The sequence below is a fragment of the Pseudomonas sp. GW821-FHT09C10 genome (genome assembly GCF_059418085.1).
This window is the reverse complement of the sequence record NZ_JBWKPE010000008.1, coordinates 174,796-192,703: the sequence shown is the minus strand read 5'-3', so window position 1 is coordinate 192,703 and position 17,908 is coordinate 174,796. Positions and strand designations below refer to the sequence as shown.

General features: G+C 62.3%; 17 protein-coding genes. 13 read left to right on the top strand and 4 right to left on the bottom strand.

The features are described 5' to 3' along the window. Positions 1–507 precede the first annotated feature (507 nt). The 13 genes from AC07OT_RS17195 (at position 508) to AC07OT_RS17135 (ending at position 11,625) form a co-directional block, all read left to right on the top strand. The gene (locus AC07OT_RS17195; RefSeq protein ID WP_115485635.1) at positions 508–1,002 is read left to right on the top strand and encodes a type II secretion system protein; all 495 of its coding nucleotides are present in this window, start codon (positions 508–510) and stop codon (positions 1,000–1,002) included. Next, positions 977–1,357, top strand: a complete 381-nt coding sequence (locus AC07OT_RS17190; RefSeq protein ID WP_115485634.1) for a type II secretion system protein — start codon at positions 977–979, stop codon at positions 1,355–1,357. The genes AC07OT_RS17195 and AC07OT_RS17190 overlap by 26 nt, the downstream gene beginning before the upstream one ends. Beyond that, the gene (locus AC07OT_RS17185) at positions 1,344–1,850 is read left to right on the top strand and encodes a type II secretion system protein (protein ID WP_495108585.1); all 507 of its coding nucleotides are present in this window, start codon (positions 1,344–1,346) and stop codon (positions 1,848–1,850) included. The genes AC07OT_RS17190 and AC07OT_RS17185 overlap by 14 nt, the downstream gene beginning before the upstream one ends. 74 nt (positions 1,851–1,924) lie before the next feature. Further along, positions 1,925–3,469, top strand: a complete 1,545-nt coding sequence (locus AC07OT_RS17180) for a lytic polysaccharide monooxygenase (protein ID WP_495108584.1) — start codon at positions 1,925–1,927, stop codon at positions 3,467–3,469. Positions 3,470–3,681: 212 nt separating this feature from the next. Next, positions 3,682–4,113 (top strand): type II secretion system major pseudopilin GspG, encoded by a 432-nt coding sequence (gene gspG / locus AC07OT_RS17175; RefSeq protein ID WP_253492384.1) that lies wholly within the window; start codon positions 3,682–3,684, stop codon positions 4,111–4,113. A 1-nt stretch (position 4,114) separates the two neighbouring features. After that, positions 4,115–4,579 (top strand): transglycosylase SLT domain-containing protein, encoded by a 465-nt coding sequence (locus tag AC07OT_RS17170; protein ID WP_495108583.1) that lies wholly within the window; start codon positions 4,115–4,117, stop codon positions 4,577–4,579. Next, a complete protein-coding gene (locus AC07OT_RS17165) occupies positions 4,576–5,760 on the top strand; it encodes a type II secretion system F family protein (protein WP_495108582.1) in 1,185 nt (394 codons plus the stop codon). The genes AC07OT_RS17170 and AC07OT_RS17165 overlap by 4 nt, the downstream gene beginning before the upstream one ends. Before the next feature lie 4 nt (positions 5,761–5,764). Then, complete coding sequence (locus AC07OT_RS17160) at positions 5,765–7,402, top strand: GspE/PulE family protein (RefSeq protein WP_495108581.1); 1,638 nt, start codon at positions 5,765–5,767, stop codon at positions 7,400–7,402. Further along, complete coding sequence (locus AC07OT_RS17155; protein WP_495108580.1) at positions 7,383–8,108, top strand: hypothetical protein; 726 nt, start codon at positions 7,383–7,385, stop codon at positions 8,106–8,108. The genes AC07OT_RS17160 and AC07OT_RS17155 overlap by 20 nt, the downstream gene beginning before the upstream one ends. Then, positions 8,105–8,662: a hypothetical protein gene (locus AC07OT_RS17150; protein WP_253492394.1), complete on the top strand. Its 558-nt coding sequence runs from the start codon at positions 8,105–8,107 to the stop codon at positions 8,660–8,662. Before AC07OT_RS17155 ends, AC07OT_RS17150 begins: the two co-directional genes overlap by 4 nt. A 6-nt stretch (positions 8,663–8,668) precedes the next feature. After that, positions 8,669–9,205 carry a hypothetical protein gene (locus AC07OT_RS17145; protein ID WP_027605995.1) on the top strand — a complete coding sequence of 179 codons (537 nt, stop codon included), beginning with the start codon at positions 8,669–8,671 and terminating at the stop codon, positions 9,203–9,205. Continuing rightward, positions 9,202–9,693 carry a hypothetical protein gene (locus AC07OT_RS17140; RefSeq protein ID WP_463573422.1) on the top strand — a complete coding sequence of 164 codons (492 nt, stop codon included), beginning with the start codon at positions 9,202–9,204 and terminating at the stop codon, positions 9,691–9,693. The genes AC07OT_RS17145 and AC07OT_RS17140 overlap by 4 nt, the downstream gene beginning before the upstream one ends. Before the next feature lie 18 nt (positions 9,694–9,711). Next, the gene (locus tag AC07OT_RS17135; RefSeq protein ID WP_405126366.1) at positions 9,712–11,625 is read left to right on the top strand and encodes a secretin GspD/PilQ domain-containing protein; all 1,914 of its coding nucleotides are present in this window, start codon (positions 9,712–9,714) and stop codon (positions 11,623–11,625) included. 120 nt (positions 11,626–11,745) lie between these two features. Here AC07OT_RS17135 and etfB read toward each other — a convergent pair whose 3' ends face one another. The 4 genes from etfB to dgcA all read right to left on the bottom strand — a co-directional run bounded on the left by etfB (position 11,746) and on the right by dgcA (position 17,907). Further along, positions 11,746–12,516 (bottom strand): electron transfer flavoprotein subunit beta, encoded by a 771-nt coding sequence (gene etfB, locus AC07OT_RS17130; protein ID WP_495108579.1) that lies wholly within the window; start codon positions 12,514–12,516, stop codon positions 11,746–11,748. A gap of 10 nt (positions 12,517–12,526) precedes the next feature. Beyond that, positions 12,527–13,747, bottom strand: coding sequence for an electron transfer flavoprotein subunit alpha (etfA, locus tag AC07OT_RS17125; RefSeq protein ID WP_495108578.1), 1,221 nt, complete (start codon positions 13,745–13,747; stop codon positions 12,527–12,529). Beyond that, complete coding sequence (gene dgcB / locus AC07OT_RS17120) at positions 13,747–15,690, bottom strand: dimethylglycine demethylation protein DgcB (protein WP_495108577.1); 1,944 nt, start codon at positions 15,688–15,690, stop codon at positions 13,747–13,749. Before dgcB ends, etfA begins: the two co-directional genes overlap by 1 nt. 156 nt (positions 15,691–15,846) lie before the next feature. Further along, a complete protein-coding gene (gene dgcA, locus AC07OT_RS17115; protein WP_495108576.1) occupies positions 15,847–17,907 on the bottom strand; it encodes a dimethylglycine demethylation protein DgcA in 2,061 nt (686 codons plus the stop codon). Between the last annotated feature and the right edge of the window lies 1 nt (position 17,908).

Genomic DNA, 17,908 nt, shown 5'->3' with positions numbered 1-17,908 from the left:
AGCGGTACGCAAACACCTTATCCACAGAACCGCCAACAGACTTTGGGGGCAACTTCGGCAGCGCTGTGGAAAACCGCGTCAAACCTTCATATACCAAGGGTTTCAGCTATATTCCTGGGGTTTAACGGCAATTTGATCAATAAACAACCAGACGACGGAAAGCCTCTATTCATAAGGCCTGTAGCGGATAGCAAACATCTTATCCACAGAAGCGCCAACAGACTTTGGGGGCAAGTCCGAACACCACTTCAACCTTATCCACACAAAAAAGCACCTAAAAACCGTGACTTAGCTTGGTTGTTTTTCGTACAACGGCTTGCAGGCGTTGATTTACGGGGGTTGTGGAGACCCACGAACATCTTATCCACAGCTACGCTCACAGCGTTTGTGGGTAAACCCATAACCTGTACAAAAAACACCCAGCATCTACACTCACTCTTGCAGTCAATTCCATGGCCTGGGTTAACGCGGAAGTCCTTGGCAGCCTGATCGGGAGGGAGAACGGTGATGTGGCAGGGCAAGCCCAGCCATCACTGCGCCAAAGGTTTTACGCTGATTGAATTACTACTGACGCTGGCCCTGCTGGCCACGCTTGCGACAGTGGCTTATCCGCTGACAGCATTGATGGGTAAACGTGATCGAGAACTGGACCTGCAACGCTCGCTGCGGGAAATCCGGCGTGCGATCGATGCCTACAAAGACGCCAGTGACGATGGCCGCATTGAAAAGAGCATCACCGACAGCGGTTATCCACCTTCCCTGCAGGTATTGGTCGAAGGCGTAACGGACAAAACCCATCTGCAAGGCAACAAACTCTATTTCCTGCGACGTATTCCCCGGGACCCATTCTGCGAATGTCCCGAGCTGGCGGCTGACAAAACCTGGCAATTGCGCAGTTACAAGAGCAGCGCCGACAACCCACAAGAGGGAGAAGATGTATTCGACGTTTCATCCCGAAGCACCCGGGAGAGCTTGAATGGAACGTCATACAGCCAATGGTGATCGAGGGTTTACCCTGATTGAGTTGCTGGTGGTCATGGCAATCATCGCCACCCTCATGACCCTGGTCACCCCGCAGTACTTCCGCCAGCACACCAAGGCCCAGGAAACCGTGCTGCGCCACAACCTGTCTTCCATTCGCCAGGCCCTTGACCAATACCGCGAGGACCACGGCGCCAATCCCGAGTCACTGCAAGCCCTGGTGGACCGTCGCTACCTGCGCGAGATCCCCATGGACCCGCTGACCGGCAGGCGTGACACCTGGCAACTGCAACCTTCGGACGAACAAGGCCTGGGCGATGTACGCAGCGGTGCCTCCGGAACCGACACGAACGGGAACGCCTATGCCGACTGGTAAGCACAGCCAGCAGGGCTCGGTGTTCATGGGCATGTTGGTGACAGTGGCGGTGGTGGCCGTGATGCTGATGGAAGTCGGCACCCTGTGGTCCAGCGTGCTGCAGCGCGAACGCGAGCTGGAACTGCTGGCGCGGGGCAATGAGATTCGCCGGGCAATCGGCCTGTACTACGCCGCCGGCAATACCTTTCCCAAGTCACTCGAAGATTTGGTCCTCGACCGTCGCCAACCCACCATCAAGCGTTACCTGCGCCGGATCTACAGCGACCCGCTGACCGGCACCACCGATTGGGGCGTCGTGCCAGGACCGGGCGAAACCGTCATGGGCGTGTTCAGCCAGGCCAAGGGTACGCCGTTCAAGCAAGGCAACTTTGCGGTTATCAATCAGAGTTTTACAGGGCAAGGCAGTTATCAAGGGTGGGTGTTTCTGTATGGCTCTGTACAGAGTAACCCTGCAACCCGCGTCACTCCTCTGGGAGATCAGCTGACTCAATGATTTCAACGATATGAACACACTGATCGTTCCAGCAGTTCGGAACTTGTTTATCTGGATTGAAGGTGGACTTGAGCATGAATCACTTAAAGAGATATATGAGCGTTTTATTCAAGTGCGTGCTAGCAGGGGTGTTATTGGCACCCGCCGCGGGATGGGGGCATGGAGCTGTCGAAACACCCCCATCCCGCGCGATGAACTGTTACGCAACAGGAGGGCAGTGGGGCTCTGCCAATGGCTCTTCTATTAGAGATGAAGGCTGTCGGGAGGCTTTTACAAAAACCTTCAGTTCACCTAGTGAATGGGCTACTGCCGCCGATCAATGGCATGAGGTTGCGAAGATTCCTCACATCAATCATCCGACCATGGATCAGATCAAGGCCACTATCCCGGACGGCCACATATGCGCAGCAAATGATCCTAAAAAGGCCAGTCTGGATTACCCCACTCCGTTATGGACCAAGACAGATATCGTCCCAGGTCAATCACTGACGATTCGCCTTGTTGGCACGATTCTTCATGTGCCCAGCACGTTTTATGCGTTTGTAACCAGGCCGGGTTTTAACAGTGCAACTGACGTATTGAAGTGGAGCGATTTGATCGCCTTGGGGGCATCCGAAAGACTCGAAAAAGCCTACACCAATTGGAACCCTCTCCCCTTGCTCAAGGGGCTTTCAGGCTTTTACCTCATAAATCGCCCCATCCCCAGCAACGCATCAGGTAATGGGTTAGTGGTAGGGGTATGGGTCAGGGATGATCCGAACGGCGAGTTCTTCATTTCTTGTTCAGATGTGAGGTTCCAAGCGGGCGGTGTTCCAGACCCTCTGACGAACATTGGCCCGTACATTGGTCCTGATATGCAATCGCTCAACGTCGGCGACGACGTACACTTCCGGATCTTTGGGGCCGATGTCAAAGGAACAGAATTGGTCGATATTACCCATAAAATCCGAACCGATAATTTGGCTCCAGGCAAATGGGGACAAGAGATAGCCAACCAAGTCCCACCGGCCATTGCCAGAATCGGCGTGAAGACCAATGGTACGGTTACGTTCGACTCGGCGAACCCATTGGCCAACTCAACCTATTCCACCCACCCGGATTACAAACAAGTGATGTCGATCATCGCCGGCGGCGGTGAAACCCCTATCGATCAACGCCCACCGGTAGCGGTCATCAAACCCCATGCAAACGTTAAATCAGGTGAGCGTTTCACCATGGATGGCACCGGCTCTACGGTATACAACCCAGGTGCTGCCGGATGGATGTGGACCAACAACTTCCAGGGCGGCAGCTTCCACGAGTCGACAGCCACGTTCACTGCTCCCTCGGTAAATCAGGACACGGAACTCAAGATTGCACTACGGGTGTATGACAATAAGAACAAAAAAAGTACAGCAGCGCCCCCCGTCATCGTTATCGTTAAACCAGCAGGTGGTGGCGAAGAGTACCCGGCCTACAAAGAAGGCACTGCGTACAAGGCCGGCGACATCGTGACCAACAACGGCAAAAACTATAAATGCAAACCTCTGCCCTTCACCCCATGGTGTGCAGGCGCCGCCTGGGCGTATGCCCCCGGCACGGGCACAGCGTGGGACCAGGCCTGGGACGAAGTTCGATGACCCGCTCGAACGCATATTCAGTTACTGGATAAGCATAAGAGCCAAACGTTATAGGGCGCCTCACGGCGCCTTATATCGAGCAACGCTACAGTTGAAGATGTACTTGAATTGAAAAGGTTCTAACGCAGTCCTACCGGCGGTGCCCGCTTCACAGCGGGCCGGGAGAGTTATACACAACCGCCGTACCTTGGCACTCCCAACAGGGTATTTCCATGCGTATTCACTCATTTATCCACAGCCCCCAGCGTGCCTTCACCTTGCTGGAACTGCTGGTCGTCCTGCTGATCATCGCCCTGCTCGCCGGCTACGTCGGCCCGAAGATGTTCGACCGCCTGGAACTGGCCAAGGTACAAACCGCCCAGGGCCAGATGAAAGCCCTTGCCGATGCCTTGAACCAGTACCGCCTGGACAACGGCAACTACCCCGACGAAACCCTCGGCCTCGACGCCCTCACCACCCGGCCCGCCACCGCCAGCCATTGGCAGGGCCCCTATGTGAAGACGTTGCCGCCAGACCCTTGGGGTAACCCGTATCTCTACAAGAACCCCGGCACACCACCCAACGATGCGGAGATCATCTGCCTGGGCCGCGACGGCAAGGCCGGCGGGGTGAATACCTACGCCGACATTGTGTACGGCCTGTGACATGCACACGCTGCGGCGGGTCCTGATACTGCTGTGCCTCACGGGTACCGCACAGGCCAACTGCTGGCAACTGGCAGCCAGCCGCTACCACGTCGACCCGCTGTTGCTGTACGCCATCGCCAAGGTCGAATCCGGCCTCAACCCCAGCGCACGCAACCTCAACAGCGATGGCAGCCAGGATATCGGCCTGATGCAAATCAACAGCCGCCACTTGCCCGCACTGGCCCGGTTCGGCATCACCGAGCAGCACTTGATCACCCAGCCCTGCACCAGCGTCATGGTGGGTGCGTGGATTCTTGCCGGGTTTATTCGCGAGCAGGGTTATGACTGGCAGGCCGTGGGCGCCTATAACGCCGGGGCCAAGCCGGACCGGGAAGCACGGCGTTCACGCTACGCCCTGGCAGTGTGGCGTTACTACGCAGTGTTGTTGCAACAGCGCCAACAACGGGCGGGGCAAATGCCATGATCGACGTTGACGTGCGCATCATCCGTGACGGCCATTTGCAGACCCTGCGCCTGCAAGCCGTTGACGTCGCCCAGGCGCGCCAGCAACTGCAGGCCGACGGCGCCCAGGTCATCTCGCTGAAAGCCCGCCGCCCACTCAAATTGCCCAGCCGTCGCAGTACGTTCGCCCTGGGCCTGTTTATCCAGGAGCTGGTAGTCCTGCTCGATGCCGGCCTGGTGCTGGTGGAAGCCGTGGAGACCCTGCGCGACAAGGCGCCCGCCGGCATCAACCGGCAGGTCATGAGCGAGCTGCTCGCCTCGATGTATGAGGGCAACTCGCTGTCCAGGGCAATGCAGCTCAAGCCGCAGACCTTCCCGCCGCTGTTGATTGCCACGGTGGCGTCCTCGGAACACAGCGGCCAATTGGCCGTGGCCCTGCGCCGTTACCATCATTTTGAAGCCCACCTGGCAACCGTGAAGAAGCGTGTCAGCGGCGCCCTGATGTACCCCTTGGTGGTACTCAGCGTGGGCGCATTGATCCTGCTGTTCCTGCTGTTCTTCGTGATCCCGCGCTTTGCCTCGGTGTTCGACGCCGTGGCCGACCTGCCGGCCACCGCACGCTTTATGGTGTGGTGGGGGGCACTGGTGGACGCGCGTGGAATGGAGTTGCTGCTTGGCCTGGTGCTGGCGATTGCCGCGCTGGTGCTGTTGTTGCGCAGCGCCGGGTTCAAGCGCCGCGTCGCCCAGCTGTTCTGGAAGATCCCCAGCCTGGGCGCCCAACGCACGCTGTTTATCCTCGCGCGCTTTTATCGCACCGCCGGCATGTTGCTGATGGGCGGCATGCCGGTGGTCACTGCGGTGGAGCTGTCCGGTGCGTTGCTGCCCGTGGAAAGCCAGGCGGACCTGCGCCAGGCCATGACCGACATCCAGGCCGGCCAGCCACTGTCCACTGCCCTCGCCCGCCATCGATTGACCACCGCCGTCGCCGAACGCCTGCTACGCGTGGGCGAACAAAGCGGCGAGCTGGCGGCGATGTGCGAGCGCATCGCGCAGTTCCACGATGAAGCGCTGGAGCGTGCCATCGAGCTGTTCAGCAAGGTCTTCGAGCCCTTGTTGATGCTGGTAGTGGGCGGGCTGATCGGCCTGATCGTATTCATGTTGTACATGCCGATTTTCGAACTGGCAGGCGCCATCCAGGGGTAGTGCGATGAGCGAACAGACACGGCAATGGCAGGCCCTTGCAGAGCAACGCGGGCTGAGCTTGTCCAATTACCTGCTGGAGGTGCTGGAGAAGGCGCCCGACCAATTAAGCACGATCGCCCAGCCCCTGGGCCTGCTTGCCATCGCCCCGGAAAACCTCAGTGAACACTGGCGCTTCGACCTGCTGGCACTGCCCCAGGCGCTGATCCATAACGTGCTGCCGGTGGATAACCACGGCCAGCCGTGCCTGGTACTGGGAGACCCTTTCACCCTGGCCAGCCGGCACTGGCTGCAATCCTCGAAAACCTTGCGTCAACTGCCCCTGGCCATGAGCCTGCCCGGCGCGGTCAAGGCCCAGTTGAGCCTGGCCGAAGCCAGCCAACGGGTGATGCAACCTTTCGGCGAGGACGACGAGAATGCCCGCGTCGGCCAGGCCGCCCAGGAAATTTCCCTGAGCAGCATCGCCCGCGACGACAACCCGGTGGTGCGCCTGGTCAACTCCATGCTGTTCGACGCCCTGCAAAGCCGTGCCAGCGACGTCCATGTGGAAACCACCCCCCAGGGCCTGGTGATCAAGTACCGCATCGACGGCGTGTTGCAGCAGATGGGCCAGGCCAGCGGCATGGACATGGCTGAGCAGGCACTGTCGCGGATCAAGGTGTTGTCGGAGCTGGATATCGGCGAGCGGCGGGTGCCCCAGGACGGGCGTTTCAAGATGAAGATCCAGGGTCGCGAAGTGGACTTTCGCGTGTCGATCATGCCCAGCATCCACGGTGAAGATGCGGTGCTGCGGATTCTCGACAAGTCCCAGCGCGGTGAGTCCCTGAACCTGGAAACTCTGGGGTTGAACGCCGAGACCATCGCGCGCATCCGTGTATTGGCCGGCGAACCCTATGGAATGTTGCTGGTGACCGGCCCCACCGGCAGCGGCAAATCCACCACGCTGTATGCCGCCCTGTCGGAGACCAATACCGGCGAGAAAAAGATCATCACCATCGAAGACCCGGTGGAATACGAACTGCCCGGGGTCCTGCAAATCCCGGTGAACGACAAGAAGGGCCTGACCTTCGCCCGTGGCCTGCGCTCGATCCTGCGCCACGACCCGGACACCATCCTGGTGGGGGAAATACGCGACGGTGAAACGGCCGGCATTGCGGTGCAAGCGGCGTTGACCGGGCACCTGGTGCTGTCGTCGGTACACGCCAACAGCGCGTTCAGTGTGCTGGAGCGCTTTACCTACATGGACGTGGACCCGGCCAGCTTTGTCGAAGCCCTTAACGGCGTGGTCGCCCAGCGCCTGGTGCGGCGCATCTGCCCGGATTGCGGTACGGATGCCGACCCCGACCCTGACATCACCCACCTCGCCCAACTCGCCGAGGCTCAACTCCAACAGGGTCACTACCGCGTGGGCAAAGGCTGCGAGGCCTGCCGTCACACCGGCTATCGCGGCCGACTCGCCCTGGCCGAAGTGCTGACACTGACCGACAGCATCAAGGAGGGCCTGCTCAACCGCAGTTCGGCCGCCACCCTGCGCGAACTGGCCCGTGAAGCCGGCCACGTGTTTATCCGCGACATCGCCCTGGCCCACGCCGCCCAGGGCGACACCACGCTCAAGGAGATCCACCGTGTCATTTCCCTTTATTGAGCATGTGGTGTGGCTGCACAGCGACGGCGCCGAATGGGCCGCACGACCGCGCTGGCGCGGTTCGGCAGTATGGCGTGCGCAACAGGCTGGCGAGCCATTGGCCGCCTGTGCCGAACTGCTGGAACAGGCGCCGCGCGGCCGCGTCGGGTTTCTGGACCGGGCCACGGTGCTGCTGGGCTTCCCCCATGTGCACTACCTGATGCTGGCGTGGCAAACCGGCGTGTACAGCCAGGCCGACTGGCAAGGCTTGGCCGAAGTGACCTTCAACCAACAGGCCGGCATCGACCCCGGACAGTGGCAAGTGCAAGTCGCCAACAGCACCTTTGGAGATGAACGCCTGGCGGTCGCAACGCCACGGAATTTGCTGCAAGACCTGCGGGAGTTGTTCAAGCAACAGCACCTGCCGCTGGTGACATGCGCGCCATTGTTGACGGCCGTGGCCCAACGGTACTGGCAGCAATTGCCTGACGATTGCGTGCTGGCGGTACCTGAGGCGCGAGGTCTCAGTTGCCTTTACCGGCAACAGGGTGTGGCTCAACAAGTCTGCGTGCTGCAAACCCCACCCGGCAGCCCCTTGAGCGACAACCTGTTCACCGCCGACCTGCTGGCGCAACGGCACGCGGCGGCCACATGGGTCGTCGCCAATCACCCCACTGAACATTGGCTGGGGCCACTGCATCCCTGGCTGGGGGAGCCGCTGGCATGATCGCTCAGCTGAAATCACAACTCGCCGGTGCCTGGCGACAGCGGCAGGCGCCGGACGTCGACTTCCTGCACCCCAACGCCGTCTATCGGCCGCTGGTGAGTGTGTTGTGGCTGGTAGCCGCCGGGCTTGTCTTCGTGACCTGGCAACACTGGCAGCGCATGGAGCATCAGCAACGACAGACCGACGCACTGGAGCAGCGCTTTATCGAATTGACACGCCGCCAGGAGCAACTGATCCAGGCCGCCATTCGCTTGTCACCCCAGCAGAAACAACAACTGGCCGCCTTTTCCCGACAGCAGGACACGCCCTTCGCGCTGATGGACGCCGTGGCCCGGGCCTGGTCCGCGGAAGTCGCGCTGACGCGCGTGGAGGTCGACACCCAGGCCCGGCTGATTCACTTGGAGTTGGAAGCCAAGGTGCTGGGCGATGCCTTTCGCTTTGTCGAACGGCTCAAGGCCCAGCCAGGGGTGCACGTGAACCTGCAACAAAGCGCACGCAAGGCCAATGACCCGCAACACCCGGTGCAGGTCAAACTTGCGGTTGGTGCAGGGTAGTCGCCCATGGACGCACTGACTCGCCACCTCCCGCGCGTGCGCTGGCACTTGATGCAATGGCAGCAGCGCCTGGGCTTTTGGGGGCTGCTGGCGCTGGGGCTGATGGCTGCAACGTTGCTGATCGAAGTCACAGTGATTCATCCGGCAGGCATTGCCGACAGCCTGCGGCGCCAGGAACTGGAGGCCGGTATCGCCGAGCAGCCCCAGGATGTGCAGGTGACCGAACCGGCCGTGGTCGAACGCCTGCCCAGTGCACAGGACTTCGCCCCACGCCTGGAAAAGCTGCTGGACGTTCTCACCCGGCGCGGCTTTATCATCGAACAGACCACCCTGGCCTACTCCGCGCCCGGCGACACCGGGCTGCAACGGCTGGACGTGGACATTCCCCTCGTCGGCCCCTACGCCTTGCTGCGCGATGCCCTGGTCGACGTCGCCAATGAGCCGGCCGTGCGCATCGAACGCCTGGCCCTGGAGCGCAAGGAAATCACCAGCGGCATGTTGAACATCAGCCTCAAGGTGAGTGTGCTGGGGGTGGTGGAATGACGCTGCCGCTGTATCTGCGCGTGCTGTTGCTGCTGACCTTGATCGGCTGCGGCTGGCTGTTCTGGCAGGACACTGCGGACACTCCCACGCCCTCGCCGGTGCCAGTGATCGCCCGCCCTGTACAGGTGCCCTCGGCACCGGTTGCCGCACCTGCACCGGCGGTGGCCGAAGCCATCGACCTGTTCCCCGCCCAGACCTGGACACCTGCACCGCCGCCCATACCGGTCGACACCTCAGCGCCCAAGCCACCGCCCCTGCCTTTCACCGTGAGCGCGCAATGGCGCTACGAGAACCAAGCGAAAATCGTCGTGCTCAGCGGCAATGGCAGCCAGTACACCCTGTGCAACCGTTGCTCGGTACCCGGGCGCATCGTGCCCGGCAGGATGCTCGACGCGCACTACCGGCTGGACAAACTCACCGACACCGCCGTGGTGCTGACCTACATGCCCCTCAAGCATGTCAGCACCTTGCGGCTGGACACTCACTGACCGGCGCAGGACACGATCATGGCCATACGCACGTGGATACCCTTGAGCCTCGCCGTGGCCCTGCTCAGCGCCTGTCAGACCCAGCGGGCGATCAAGGAGAGCGACGAGTTGCGCCAGAAGGGCGACATCATCCGTTCGGTCGAAGTGCTGCAAGCCGAAGCCAGACAGGCCCCCGACGATGTGCAACTGCGCACCGCCAACTTCAGCAAGCTGGAACTGCTGGTGGCCCAATACAGCCGCGAAGCCAGCACCGCGCTCATGCGTGGCGACGATGCCGCTGCCATCCGCGCCCTGGAAACCATCCTCAAATACGACCCCAGCAACCTCGGCGCGCGCCAGGAAATCCAGAGCATCCAGGCGATGAAACAACTGCGCCCGCAACTGGCCCAGGCCTACGAAATGAAGCGTTCCAACCCGGTGGAAGCCCTCAACCTGGTGCGCCGGATCATCGCGCAAAAGCCCAACTACCGAGAGGCCCTGGACTTTCGCAATGCCCTGACCCGTGAACTGGTGAGCGCCGATTACCTCAGTGCCGACCTCTCCGAGGCCATGCGCAAACCCCTGAGCCTGGAGTTCAGCGCCCAAAGCCTGACCACGATTTTCGAGACCATTGCGCGCCTGTCGGGGGTCAACTTCGTCATCGACAAGGACGTCAATCCCAGTGCCTCGGCGAGCATGACCGCGAGCCGAACCACCGCCGAAGATGCGCTGAACCTGCTGCTGACCACCCAGGGACTGGACAAGAAGGTCCTCAACGCCAACACCCTCCTGGTTTATCCCCGCCGCCCGGACAAGGAACGGGAATACCGCGAGTTGGCCGTGCGCACCTTCTACCTCAGCCATGGCGACCCCAAGGTCATCGCCGCCGAGATCAAACAGGTGCTCAAGCCCAAGGAGGTGCTGGTGGACGAACGCCTGAACGCGGTGATCGTGCGCGATGGCCTGGACACCCTGAGCGCCGTGGAAAAACTGGTGGAAGCCATTGATATCGCACAATCGGAAGTGACCATCGACATCCAGGTGCTGGAGGTCAGCCTGACCGACGAGTTGAACCTGGGCATCCAGTACCCGGAGAGCATCGGCCTGTCCGTGGGCAACCTGGCCAACGTGCCTGCCGGGCTGGCAGGCATCCCGCTCAGCGCATTGCGCGGGATCAATGGCGACAACATCCTGCTCGACGCGGGCAGTACCTCGGCGCGGATCAATATGCTGCAACGCAGCGGCAACACCGTGACCCTGGCCAATCCCAGGGTGCGGGTGCGCAACCGCGAAGAAGCCCAGGTGAACATCGGCGATAAGATCCCGGTGGTGACCACCACCACCGCCAACCAGATCACCACCTCGTCGGTGTCCTACCAGGACGTGGGGCTGCAGATCACGGTCAAGCCGAACATCAGCCTGAGCGATGAGGTGAACCTGGAGCTGAACGTGGAAATGAGCCATATCACCAAGCGTATTCCCGGCTCGGAAAACGTACCGGCCACCTTCGAACTCGGCTCACGGGCCACCAAGACCCTGCTGACCGCGCGCAACAATGAAACCCAGATCGTCTCGGGGCTGATCCGCACGGCGGACGTCGACGAGGGCTCGGGTTTGCCGTGGTTGAGCCAGATCCCGTGGATCGGCAAAAAGCTGTTCGGCACCAACCAGAATACCCAGCAGAAAACCGAGATCATCCTGCTGCTGACCCCGAGGATCGAGCGCAACCTGGACCTGCCGATTGCCCAGATCAGCACCTTCCACAGCGGCACCGAGGCGCGCAGTTCGACCCAGGGCATGATCCTGCGCGACACCACCGATAAAATGATCCTCAAGCCGATTGGCGGCGACCCCACGCCGGCGCTGCCACCGCCGATGCAACAGCCGGATGCCACCTGGCAACCCCTGCCGCCACCGCTGCCGGACCTGGTGCCCAAGCCTGCGCCCCAATGAAGATCCAATGTGGGAGGGGGCTTGCCCCCGATTGCAGTGTGTCAGTCTCAGTATCCTTGACTGGTCCACCGCTATCGGGGGCAAGCCCCCTCCCACAATTTGTTTTGCAGTGTTGGTGGGTTAGCGCACGACGCCTTCTTCGATCAGCAACTTGAGGATTGCCTGGGCACCTTCCTCGGCGCTCACACCCTTGAGCACCTGCCCACCGCCGCCACTGGCCTTGGCCGTAGCCGCCTTCATACGGTCGGCGCCGCTCTTGGCCTTGATTACCTTGAGACGCTTGGGCCGGGGCTTGGCCGGTTGCAACAACGCGCTGGCGAATAACTCATCGTCTTCAACCTCGACCTCATGGGCCGCCAGCTCACCGCGCTGTGCCGGGCCGTAGGCACTCTGCCGAGGCTTGGGCGCGGCGTTGTCCACCGTCGCCAGGAATGGCAGGCGCACCTTCAAGCGCCTGCGCTGCCCACGGGGCAAGGCTTGCAGCACATGGGCTACGCCGCCGTCGATAGACTCCACCTCGGCCAGCCCGACAATCAGCGGCCAGCCCAATTGCTCGGCCAACAGGAACGGCAACATGCCCGAGCCTTCACCGGTTTCGGCCTGGCTGCCGGCAAGCACCACCTGGGCACCGGCGTCCCGCAGGTACTCGCCGAGCACCGGCAACGCATCGCTGCCCTCCGATTGTTCCAGCACGTGCAACTGTGACAGGCCCATGCCCAGGTAGCTGCGCAAGGTCGGTTCGGCGATGTTGCCGGCGTGCAGCACCTGCAACTTATCCCCAGCCATCTGCAGACCCAGTTCGACGGCGCGCGCATCCTGTTCGGCGCGGCGTGGCCGGCCGGAGGTGGGGTGGGCGCCGATGGACACCAGGCTGATTACATTCGTGGTCATGGTCATGTCCTCAAGCCGCATCGCGCTTGGCGCCGTTGCGGTAGGCCTCGACCGCAGCGATCAAGGCTTGCAGAATCGCGGCACTTTCGCCGATCACCGACAGGTCGGCACGCTTGATCATGTCGCAGCCCGGGTCGAGGTTGATCGCCACCACCTTGTCGCAGGCGCCAATGCCTTGCAGGTGCTGGATCGCCCCGGAAATCCCCACGGCCACATACACCCGCGCCGTCACCCAGGTACCGCTGGCGCCGACCTGGCGATCACGGGCCATGAACCCATCGTCCACCGCCACCCGCGAGGCGCCTTCGGTGGCCCCCAATGCCGCGGCGGTCTGGTGGAACAGCGCCCAGTCCTTCACGCCGTTGCCGCCAGAGAAAATAAACTCGGCCTCGGCCATGGGAATCGCCGCCGGGTCCACCGCCACCGCGCCGAGGTCTTCGATACGCGGCAGGCTGCGCGCCAGGGTTGTGGATAACTCCACGGGCAGCACTTCATGGCGTGTGTCGCTGACCGGATCGGCGCATTCGGCGGCGGCCAGAATCAGGCGTGGCAGCGGCCGCGCCAAGTCTTCCCGGCCCGCACCGGCGCGGCCGATGCACTCATCGCCCTTGATCTGCCAGACGCGAGTGGCCGGGCGTTCCTTGAGGCTGGCGGCAAAGCGCCGACCCAACTCGCCGCCACCACTGCGGCTGTCGGGCAGCAACCAGTGGCGCGGGTTGAACTGGTTATCCACAGCGCGCAAACCCTGCACGCGTTGCTCCGGTGAATAACCGTCGAATTCGTGGCCGTCGAGCACCAGCAGGCGATCGACACCGGCCGTGGCAAACGCGCTTTCCTTGTGTTCGCCAAACACCACCGCCAGCACCGCGCCGTCGTTGCCGGCGAGTTGCCGCGCCAGGCCGAGCAGGTCGCGGTCGTGGCTGCTCAAGCGGCCGCCGACCATGTCCGGCACTACGTTGATGTAGAACGCAGGCGCAGGCACCTGATGCAGCGGCAACTGCACTTCAATCGCCGCCGTACGCTTGGCCGCACCGCCCTGCTGGGCACCGCTGCGGTCGATGCGCTTGATGCCGTTGGGGCCGATAAAACCGACACCATGCACGTTCTTGCGGATGACGCCGTTAGGCCCCATCCAACTGTGTTGCAGCGGCTGCATCGCCGCATGCAGCGGGTGCAGGCGGTTGCGGGCGATCCATTCGGCCCGTGGGTCGCGGCGGATAATGTCGCTCATCAGTGCACCTCCGCAGGTTCACGCTTGTTGGGAGCTTTGGCCGGTGCGACGTCTTCCAGCAAAGCATCGGCCACCAGCTCGGCGATGTCCTTGATCAACGGGCGCGGTTCAACCACACCTTCGAGCATCGCCGTGCATTGCGGGCAACCCACCGCCACCAGCTCGGCACCGGTCTCGCGGATGTCTTCCATGCGCATATCGGGGATACGTTGCTTGCCGGGAATGTCGGTAATCGGCGCGCCGCCACCGCCGCCGCAGCAGCGGGAACGGAAGCCCGAGCGCTGCATCTCCTTGACCTCGATGCCCAGCGCCCGCAGCACTTGGCGCGGCGCCTCGTATTCGCCGTTGTAGCGGCCCAGGTAGCACGGGTCGTGGTAGGTCACGCTGTTGCCTTTGTGCTGGCCCAGGTTCAGCGCGCCCTCGCCGATCAGCTCGGCCATGAAGGTGCTGTGGTGCTGCACGCGGTAGTTGCCGTTGAAGGCGCCGTACTCGTTTTTCAGCACATGGAAGCTGTGGGGGTCGCAGGTGACGATGCGCTTGAAGCTGTACTTGGCCAGCGTCTGGATATTGCGCGTAGCGAGCATCTGGAAGGTCGCTTCATCGCCCAGGCGCCGTGCGACGTCGCCGCTGTCGCGCTCTTCCAGGCCCAGTACGGCGAAGTCGACCTTGGCCGCCTTGAGCACTTTGACGAACGCCCGCAGGGTGCGCTGGTTGCGCATGTCAAAGGCGCCGTCGCCGACCCAGAACACCACGTCGACGCTGCCTTTGTCGCTGAGCAACGGCAGGTTCAAGTCCGCCGCCCAGTTCAGGCGACCGCCCGGGGCAAAGCCGCCGGGGTTGTCGGTGGCGATCAGGTTTTCCAGGACTTCAGCGCCCTTGTTCGGGGTCGCGCCTTTTTCCAGGGTGAGGTAGCGGCGCATGTCGACGATGGCGTCGACGTGCTCGATCATCATCGGGCACTCTTCCACGCAGGCGCGGCAGGTGGTGCACGACCACAGGGTCTCAGCGTCCACCAGGCCGTTGACGATCGGCTGGTGCGGGTTGCCGCTGTGCTCGCCAATCGGTTTACCTGGATAAGGGCTGCCGGCGAACTTGGCATCGGTGCCGCCGGCCAGGCCGACCACCATGTCCTGAATCAGCTTTTTCGGGTTCAGCGGCTGGCCGGCGGCGAAGGCCGGGCACGCCGCTTCGCATTTGCCGCACTGTACGCAGGCGTCAAAACCGAGCAGTTGGTTCCAGGTGAAATCCTTGGGTTTTTCCACGCCCAGGGGCGCGCTCTTGTCGCTCAGGTCCAGGGGTTTCAAACCCGTGGAACGACCACCGCCAAAGCGTTCGGCGCGACGGTGCCAGGCCAGGTGCAGGGCACCGGCGAAGGCGTGCTTCATCGGGCCGCCCCAGGTCATGCCGAAGAACATCTCGGACACACCCCACAGCACACCCACGCTCAGCAGCGCAGCCAGCAGCCAGCCGCCGAAGCCGGCGGGCAGGATCCCCGCCACCGGCAGCGTCACCAGGAAGAAACTCACCGAGAACGCCATCAGGCTTTTCGGCAGGCGCATCCACGGGCCTTTCGACAGGCGCGACGGCGGATTGCGCCGCCGCAGGTAAACGAACGTGGCGCCGACAAACATCAACACCGAGGCCAGCAGCAAGGCGTAGCCGAGGATACGGTTATGCAGGCCGAAGCCGTGCACCAGGATTGCCAGCAGCGCCGACAGCACAAAGCCCAGGGCCGTGGCGACGTGGGTGTTGGCGATGTATTTGTCGCGGGCGACCACGTGGTGCAGGTCGACCATGTAGCGCTTGGGCATGGCCAGCAGACCGCCCAGCAGGTCGACCTTGGAGGCACGGCCACGGCGCCACATGTTCACCCGGCGCAGGGCGCCGAGGACGGCGAGGCCCAGGGCGGTAAATAAGAGAATAGGCAGCAAGGTGTTCAACATGGTGAAGCTCCCACAGACCGCACAGGTCTACTGTGAAACTGGCCCGAATGTGGGAGGGGGCTTGCTCCCGATGGCGGACTGTCAGTTGGTACAGTTGTCGCTGAACCACCGCTATCGGGGGCAAGCCCCCTCCCACATTTGACCGAGTTCACCTCATCAAAAGTCTTTGCACAGGCGCAGGGCGTCATAGATGGCAGCGTGGGTATTACGCTGCGCCACACAGTCACCGATACGGAACAGCAAGTACCCCTCGCCCGCCTCGCTCAAGCATGGCTGCGGCTTGATCGCGAACAGGGCTTCGACGTCGATCTGGCCCTTGTTGCGTGAACCCTCCTTGAGCCCGTAGTAGATCGCTTCGTCCGGACGCACGCCGTTTTCCACCACCACCTGGTCCACCACCCGCTCCTCTTTGGCGCCGGTGTATTCGTTCTCCAGCACCGCCACCAGCTTGTCGCCCTCGCGGTAGACCTTTTCCAGCATCATGTCGCCGGTCATGATCACTTCCTTGGGGTACATGCTGCGGTAGTAGGTCGGGAACGACGTACCGCCGATGGCTACGCCCGGCTTGATGTCATCGGTGACGATTTCCACCTGGCAGCCTTTGTCGGCCAGGAAGTCCGCCACCGACATGCCGGTGAATTCGCAAATGGTGTCGTACACCAGCACGTTCTTGCCCGGTGCGACCTTGCCGTCGAGCACGTCCCAGCTGCTCACCACCAGGCCTTCGGCGGCGCCCCAGTGTTCGTTCTGTTCGATAAACGGATGCCCGCCGACCGCCAGCACTACCACGTCCGGACGCAGGTCCAGGATGGTCTCGGCATCGGCGGCCACGCCCAGGCGCAGGTCGACTTTCAAGCGCGCCAGCTCCAGCTGGAACCAGCGGGTGATACCGGCGATCTGATCGCGTTGCGGCGCTTTGGAGGCGGTGGTGATTTGCCCGCCGATAAATTCTTTCTTCTCGAACAGGGTCACGTCGTGGCCTCGTTCGGCGGCCACCCGCGCGGCTTCCATCCCGGCAGGGCCGGCGCCTACCACGACCACCTTGCGTTTCGGCCCGGTGGACTTCTCGATGATATGCGGCACGCCCATGTATTCACGGGAGGTCGCGGCATTCTGGATGCACAGCACGTCCAGGCCCTGGTACTGGCGGTCGATGCAATAGTTGGCGCCGACGCACTGTTTGATCTGGTCGATCTGGCCCATCTTGATCTTGGCGATCAGGTGCGGGTCGGCGATGTGCGCACGGGTCATGCCGACCATGTCCACATAGCCGCCTTCCAGGATGCGCGTGGCCTGGTTCGGGTCCTTGATGTTCTGTGCGTGCAGCACCGGAACCTTGACCACTTCCTTGATACCGGCCGCCAGGTGCAGGAACGGCTCCGGCGGATAGCTCATGTTGGGGATCACGTTGGCCAGGGTGTTGTGGGTGTCGCAACCCGAGCCCACCACGCCGATGAAATCGAGCATGCCGGTGTCGTCGTAGTACTTGGCGATCTGTTTCATGTCCTCGTGGGACAGGCCGTCCGGGTGGAACTCGTCACCGCACAGGCGCATGCCCACGCAGAAGTCTTCACCGACTTCGGCACGCACGGCTTTCAACACTTCCAGGCCGAACTTCATGCGGCCTTCGAAGGTGCCGCCCCACTCGTCGGTACGCTTGTTGACCCGTGGGCTCCAGAACTGGTCGATCATGTGCTGGTGCACGGCGGACAGTTCCACACCGTCCAGGCCACCGGCCTTGGCACGCCGCGCGGCCTGGGCATAGTTGCCGATCACGCGCCAGATTTCTTCCGGCTCGATGGTCTTGCAGGTGGCACGGTGCACCGGCTCACGCACGCCGGACGGCGACATCAGGGTCGGCCAGTTAAAGCCATCCCAACGGGAGCGACGGCCCATGTGGGTAATCTGGATCATGATCTTGGCGCCATGCTTGTGCATGGCATCCGCCAGGTTCTGGAAGTGCGGGATGATGCGGTCGGTGGACAGGTTCACCGAGCTCCACCATTCCTGGGGGCTGTCGATGGCGACCACCGAGGAACCGCCGCAGATCGCCAGGCCGATACCGCCCTTGGCTTTCTCTTCGTAGTACTTCACATAGCGGTCGGTGGTCATGCCGCCGTCGGTGGCATACACCTCGGCGTGGGCGGTACTGAGCACGCGGTTGCGGATGGTCAGTTTGCCGATCTGGATCGGCTGGAACATTGCTTCGAAAGCCATG

Bases quoted from the DNA above. Each gene is read 5' to 3' on its own strand.
- AC07OT_RS17145 (WP_027605995.1), top strand. From the start codon at position 8,669: ATGGACGCACTGACTCGCCACCTCCCGCGCGTGCGCTGGCACTTGATG.
- AC07OT_RS17190 (WP_115485634.1), top strand. From the start codon at position 977: ATGGAACGTCATACAGCCAATGGTGATCGAGGGTTTACCCTGATTGAG.
- dgcB (WP_495108577.1), bottom strand. From the start codon at position 15,690: ATGTTGAACACCTTGCTGCCTATTCTCTTATTTACCGCCCTGGGCCTC.
- AC07OT_RS17135 (WP_405126366.1), top strand. From the start codon at position 9,712: ATGGCCATACGCACGTGGATACCCTTGAGCCTCGCCGTGGCCCTGCTC.
- etfA (WP_495108578.1), bottom strand. From the start codon at position 13,747: ATGAGCGACATTATCCGCCGCGACCCACGGGCCGAATGGATCGCCCGC.
- AC07OT_RS17150 (WP_253492394.1), top strand. From the start codon at position 8,105: ATGATCGCTCAGCTGAAATCACAACTCGCCGGTGCCTGGCGACAGCGG.
- AC07OT_RS17180 (WP_495108584.1), top strand. From the start codon at position 1,925: ATGAATCACTTAAAGAGATATATGAGCGTTTTATTCAAGTGCGTGCTA.
- AC07OT_RS17195 (WP_115485635.1), top strand. From the start codon at position 508: ATGTGGCAGGGCAAGCCCAGCCATCACTGCGCCAAAGGTTTTACGCTG.
- AC07OT_RS17170 (WP_495108583.1), top strand. From the start codon at position 4,115: ATGCACACGCTGCGGCGGGTCCTGATACTGCTGTGCCTCACGGGTACC.
- AC07OT_RS17140 (WP_463573422.1), top strand. From the start codon at position 9,202: ATGACGCTGCCGCTGTATCTGCGCGTGCTGTTGCTGCTGACCTTGATC.
- gspG (WP_253492384.1), top strand. From the start codon at position 3,682: ATGCGTATTCACTCATTTATCCACAGCCCCCAGCGTGCCTTCACCTTG.
- AC07OT_RS17160 (WP_495108581.1), top strand. From the start codon at position 5,765: ATGAGCGAACAGACACGGCAATGGCAGGCCCTTGCAGAGCAACGCGGG.
- AC07OT_RS17185 (WP_495108585.1), top strand. From the start codon at position 1,344: ATGCCGACTGGTAAGCACAGCCAGCAGGGCTCGGTGTTCATGGGCATG.
- AC07OT_RS17165 (WP_495108582.1), top strand. From the start codon at position 4,576: ATGATCGACGTTGACGTGCGCATCATCCGTGACGGCCATTTGCAGACC.
- dgcA (WP_495108576.1), bottom strand. From the start codon at position 17,907: ATGGCTTTCGAAGCAATGTTCCAGCCGATCCAGATCGGCAAACTGACC.
- etfB (WP_495108579.1), bottom strand. From the start codon at position 12,516: ATGACCACGAATGTAATCAGCCTGGTGTCCATCGGCGCCCACCCCACC.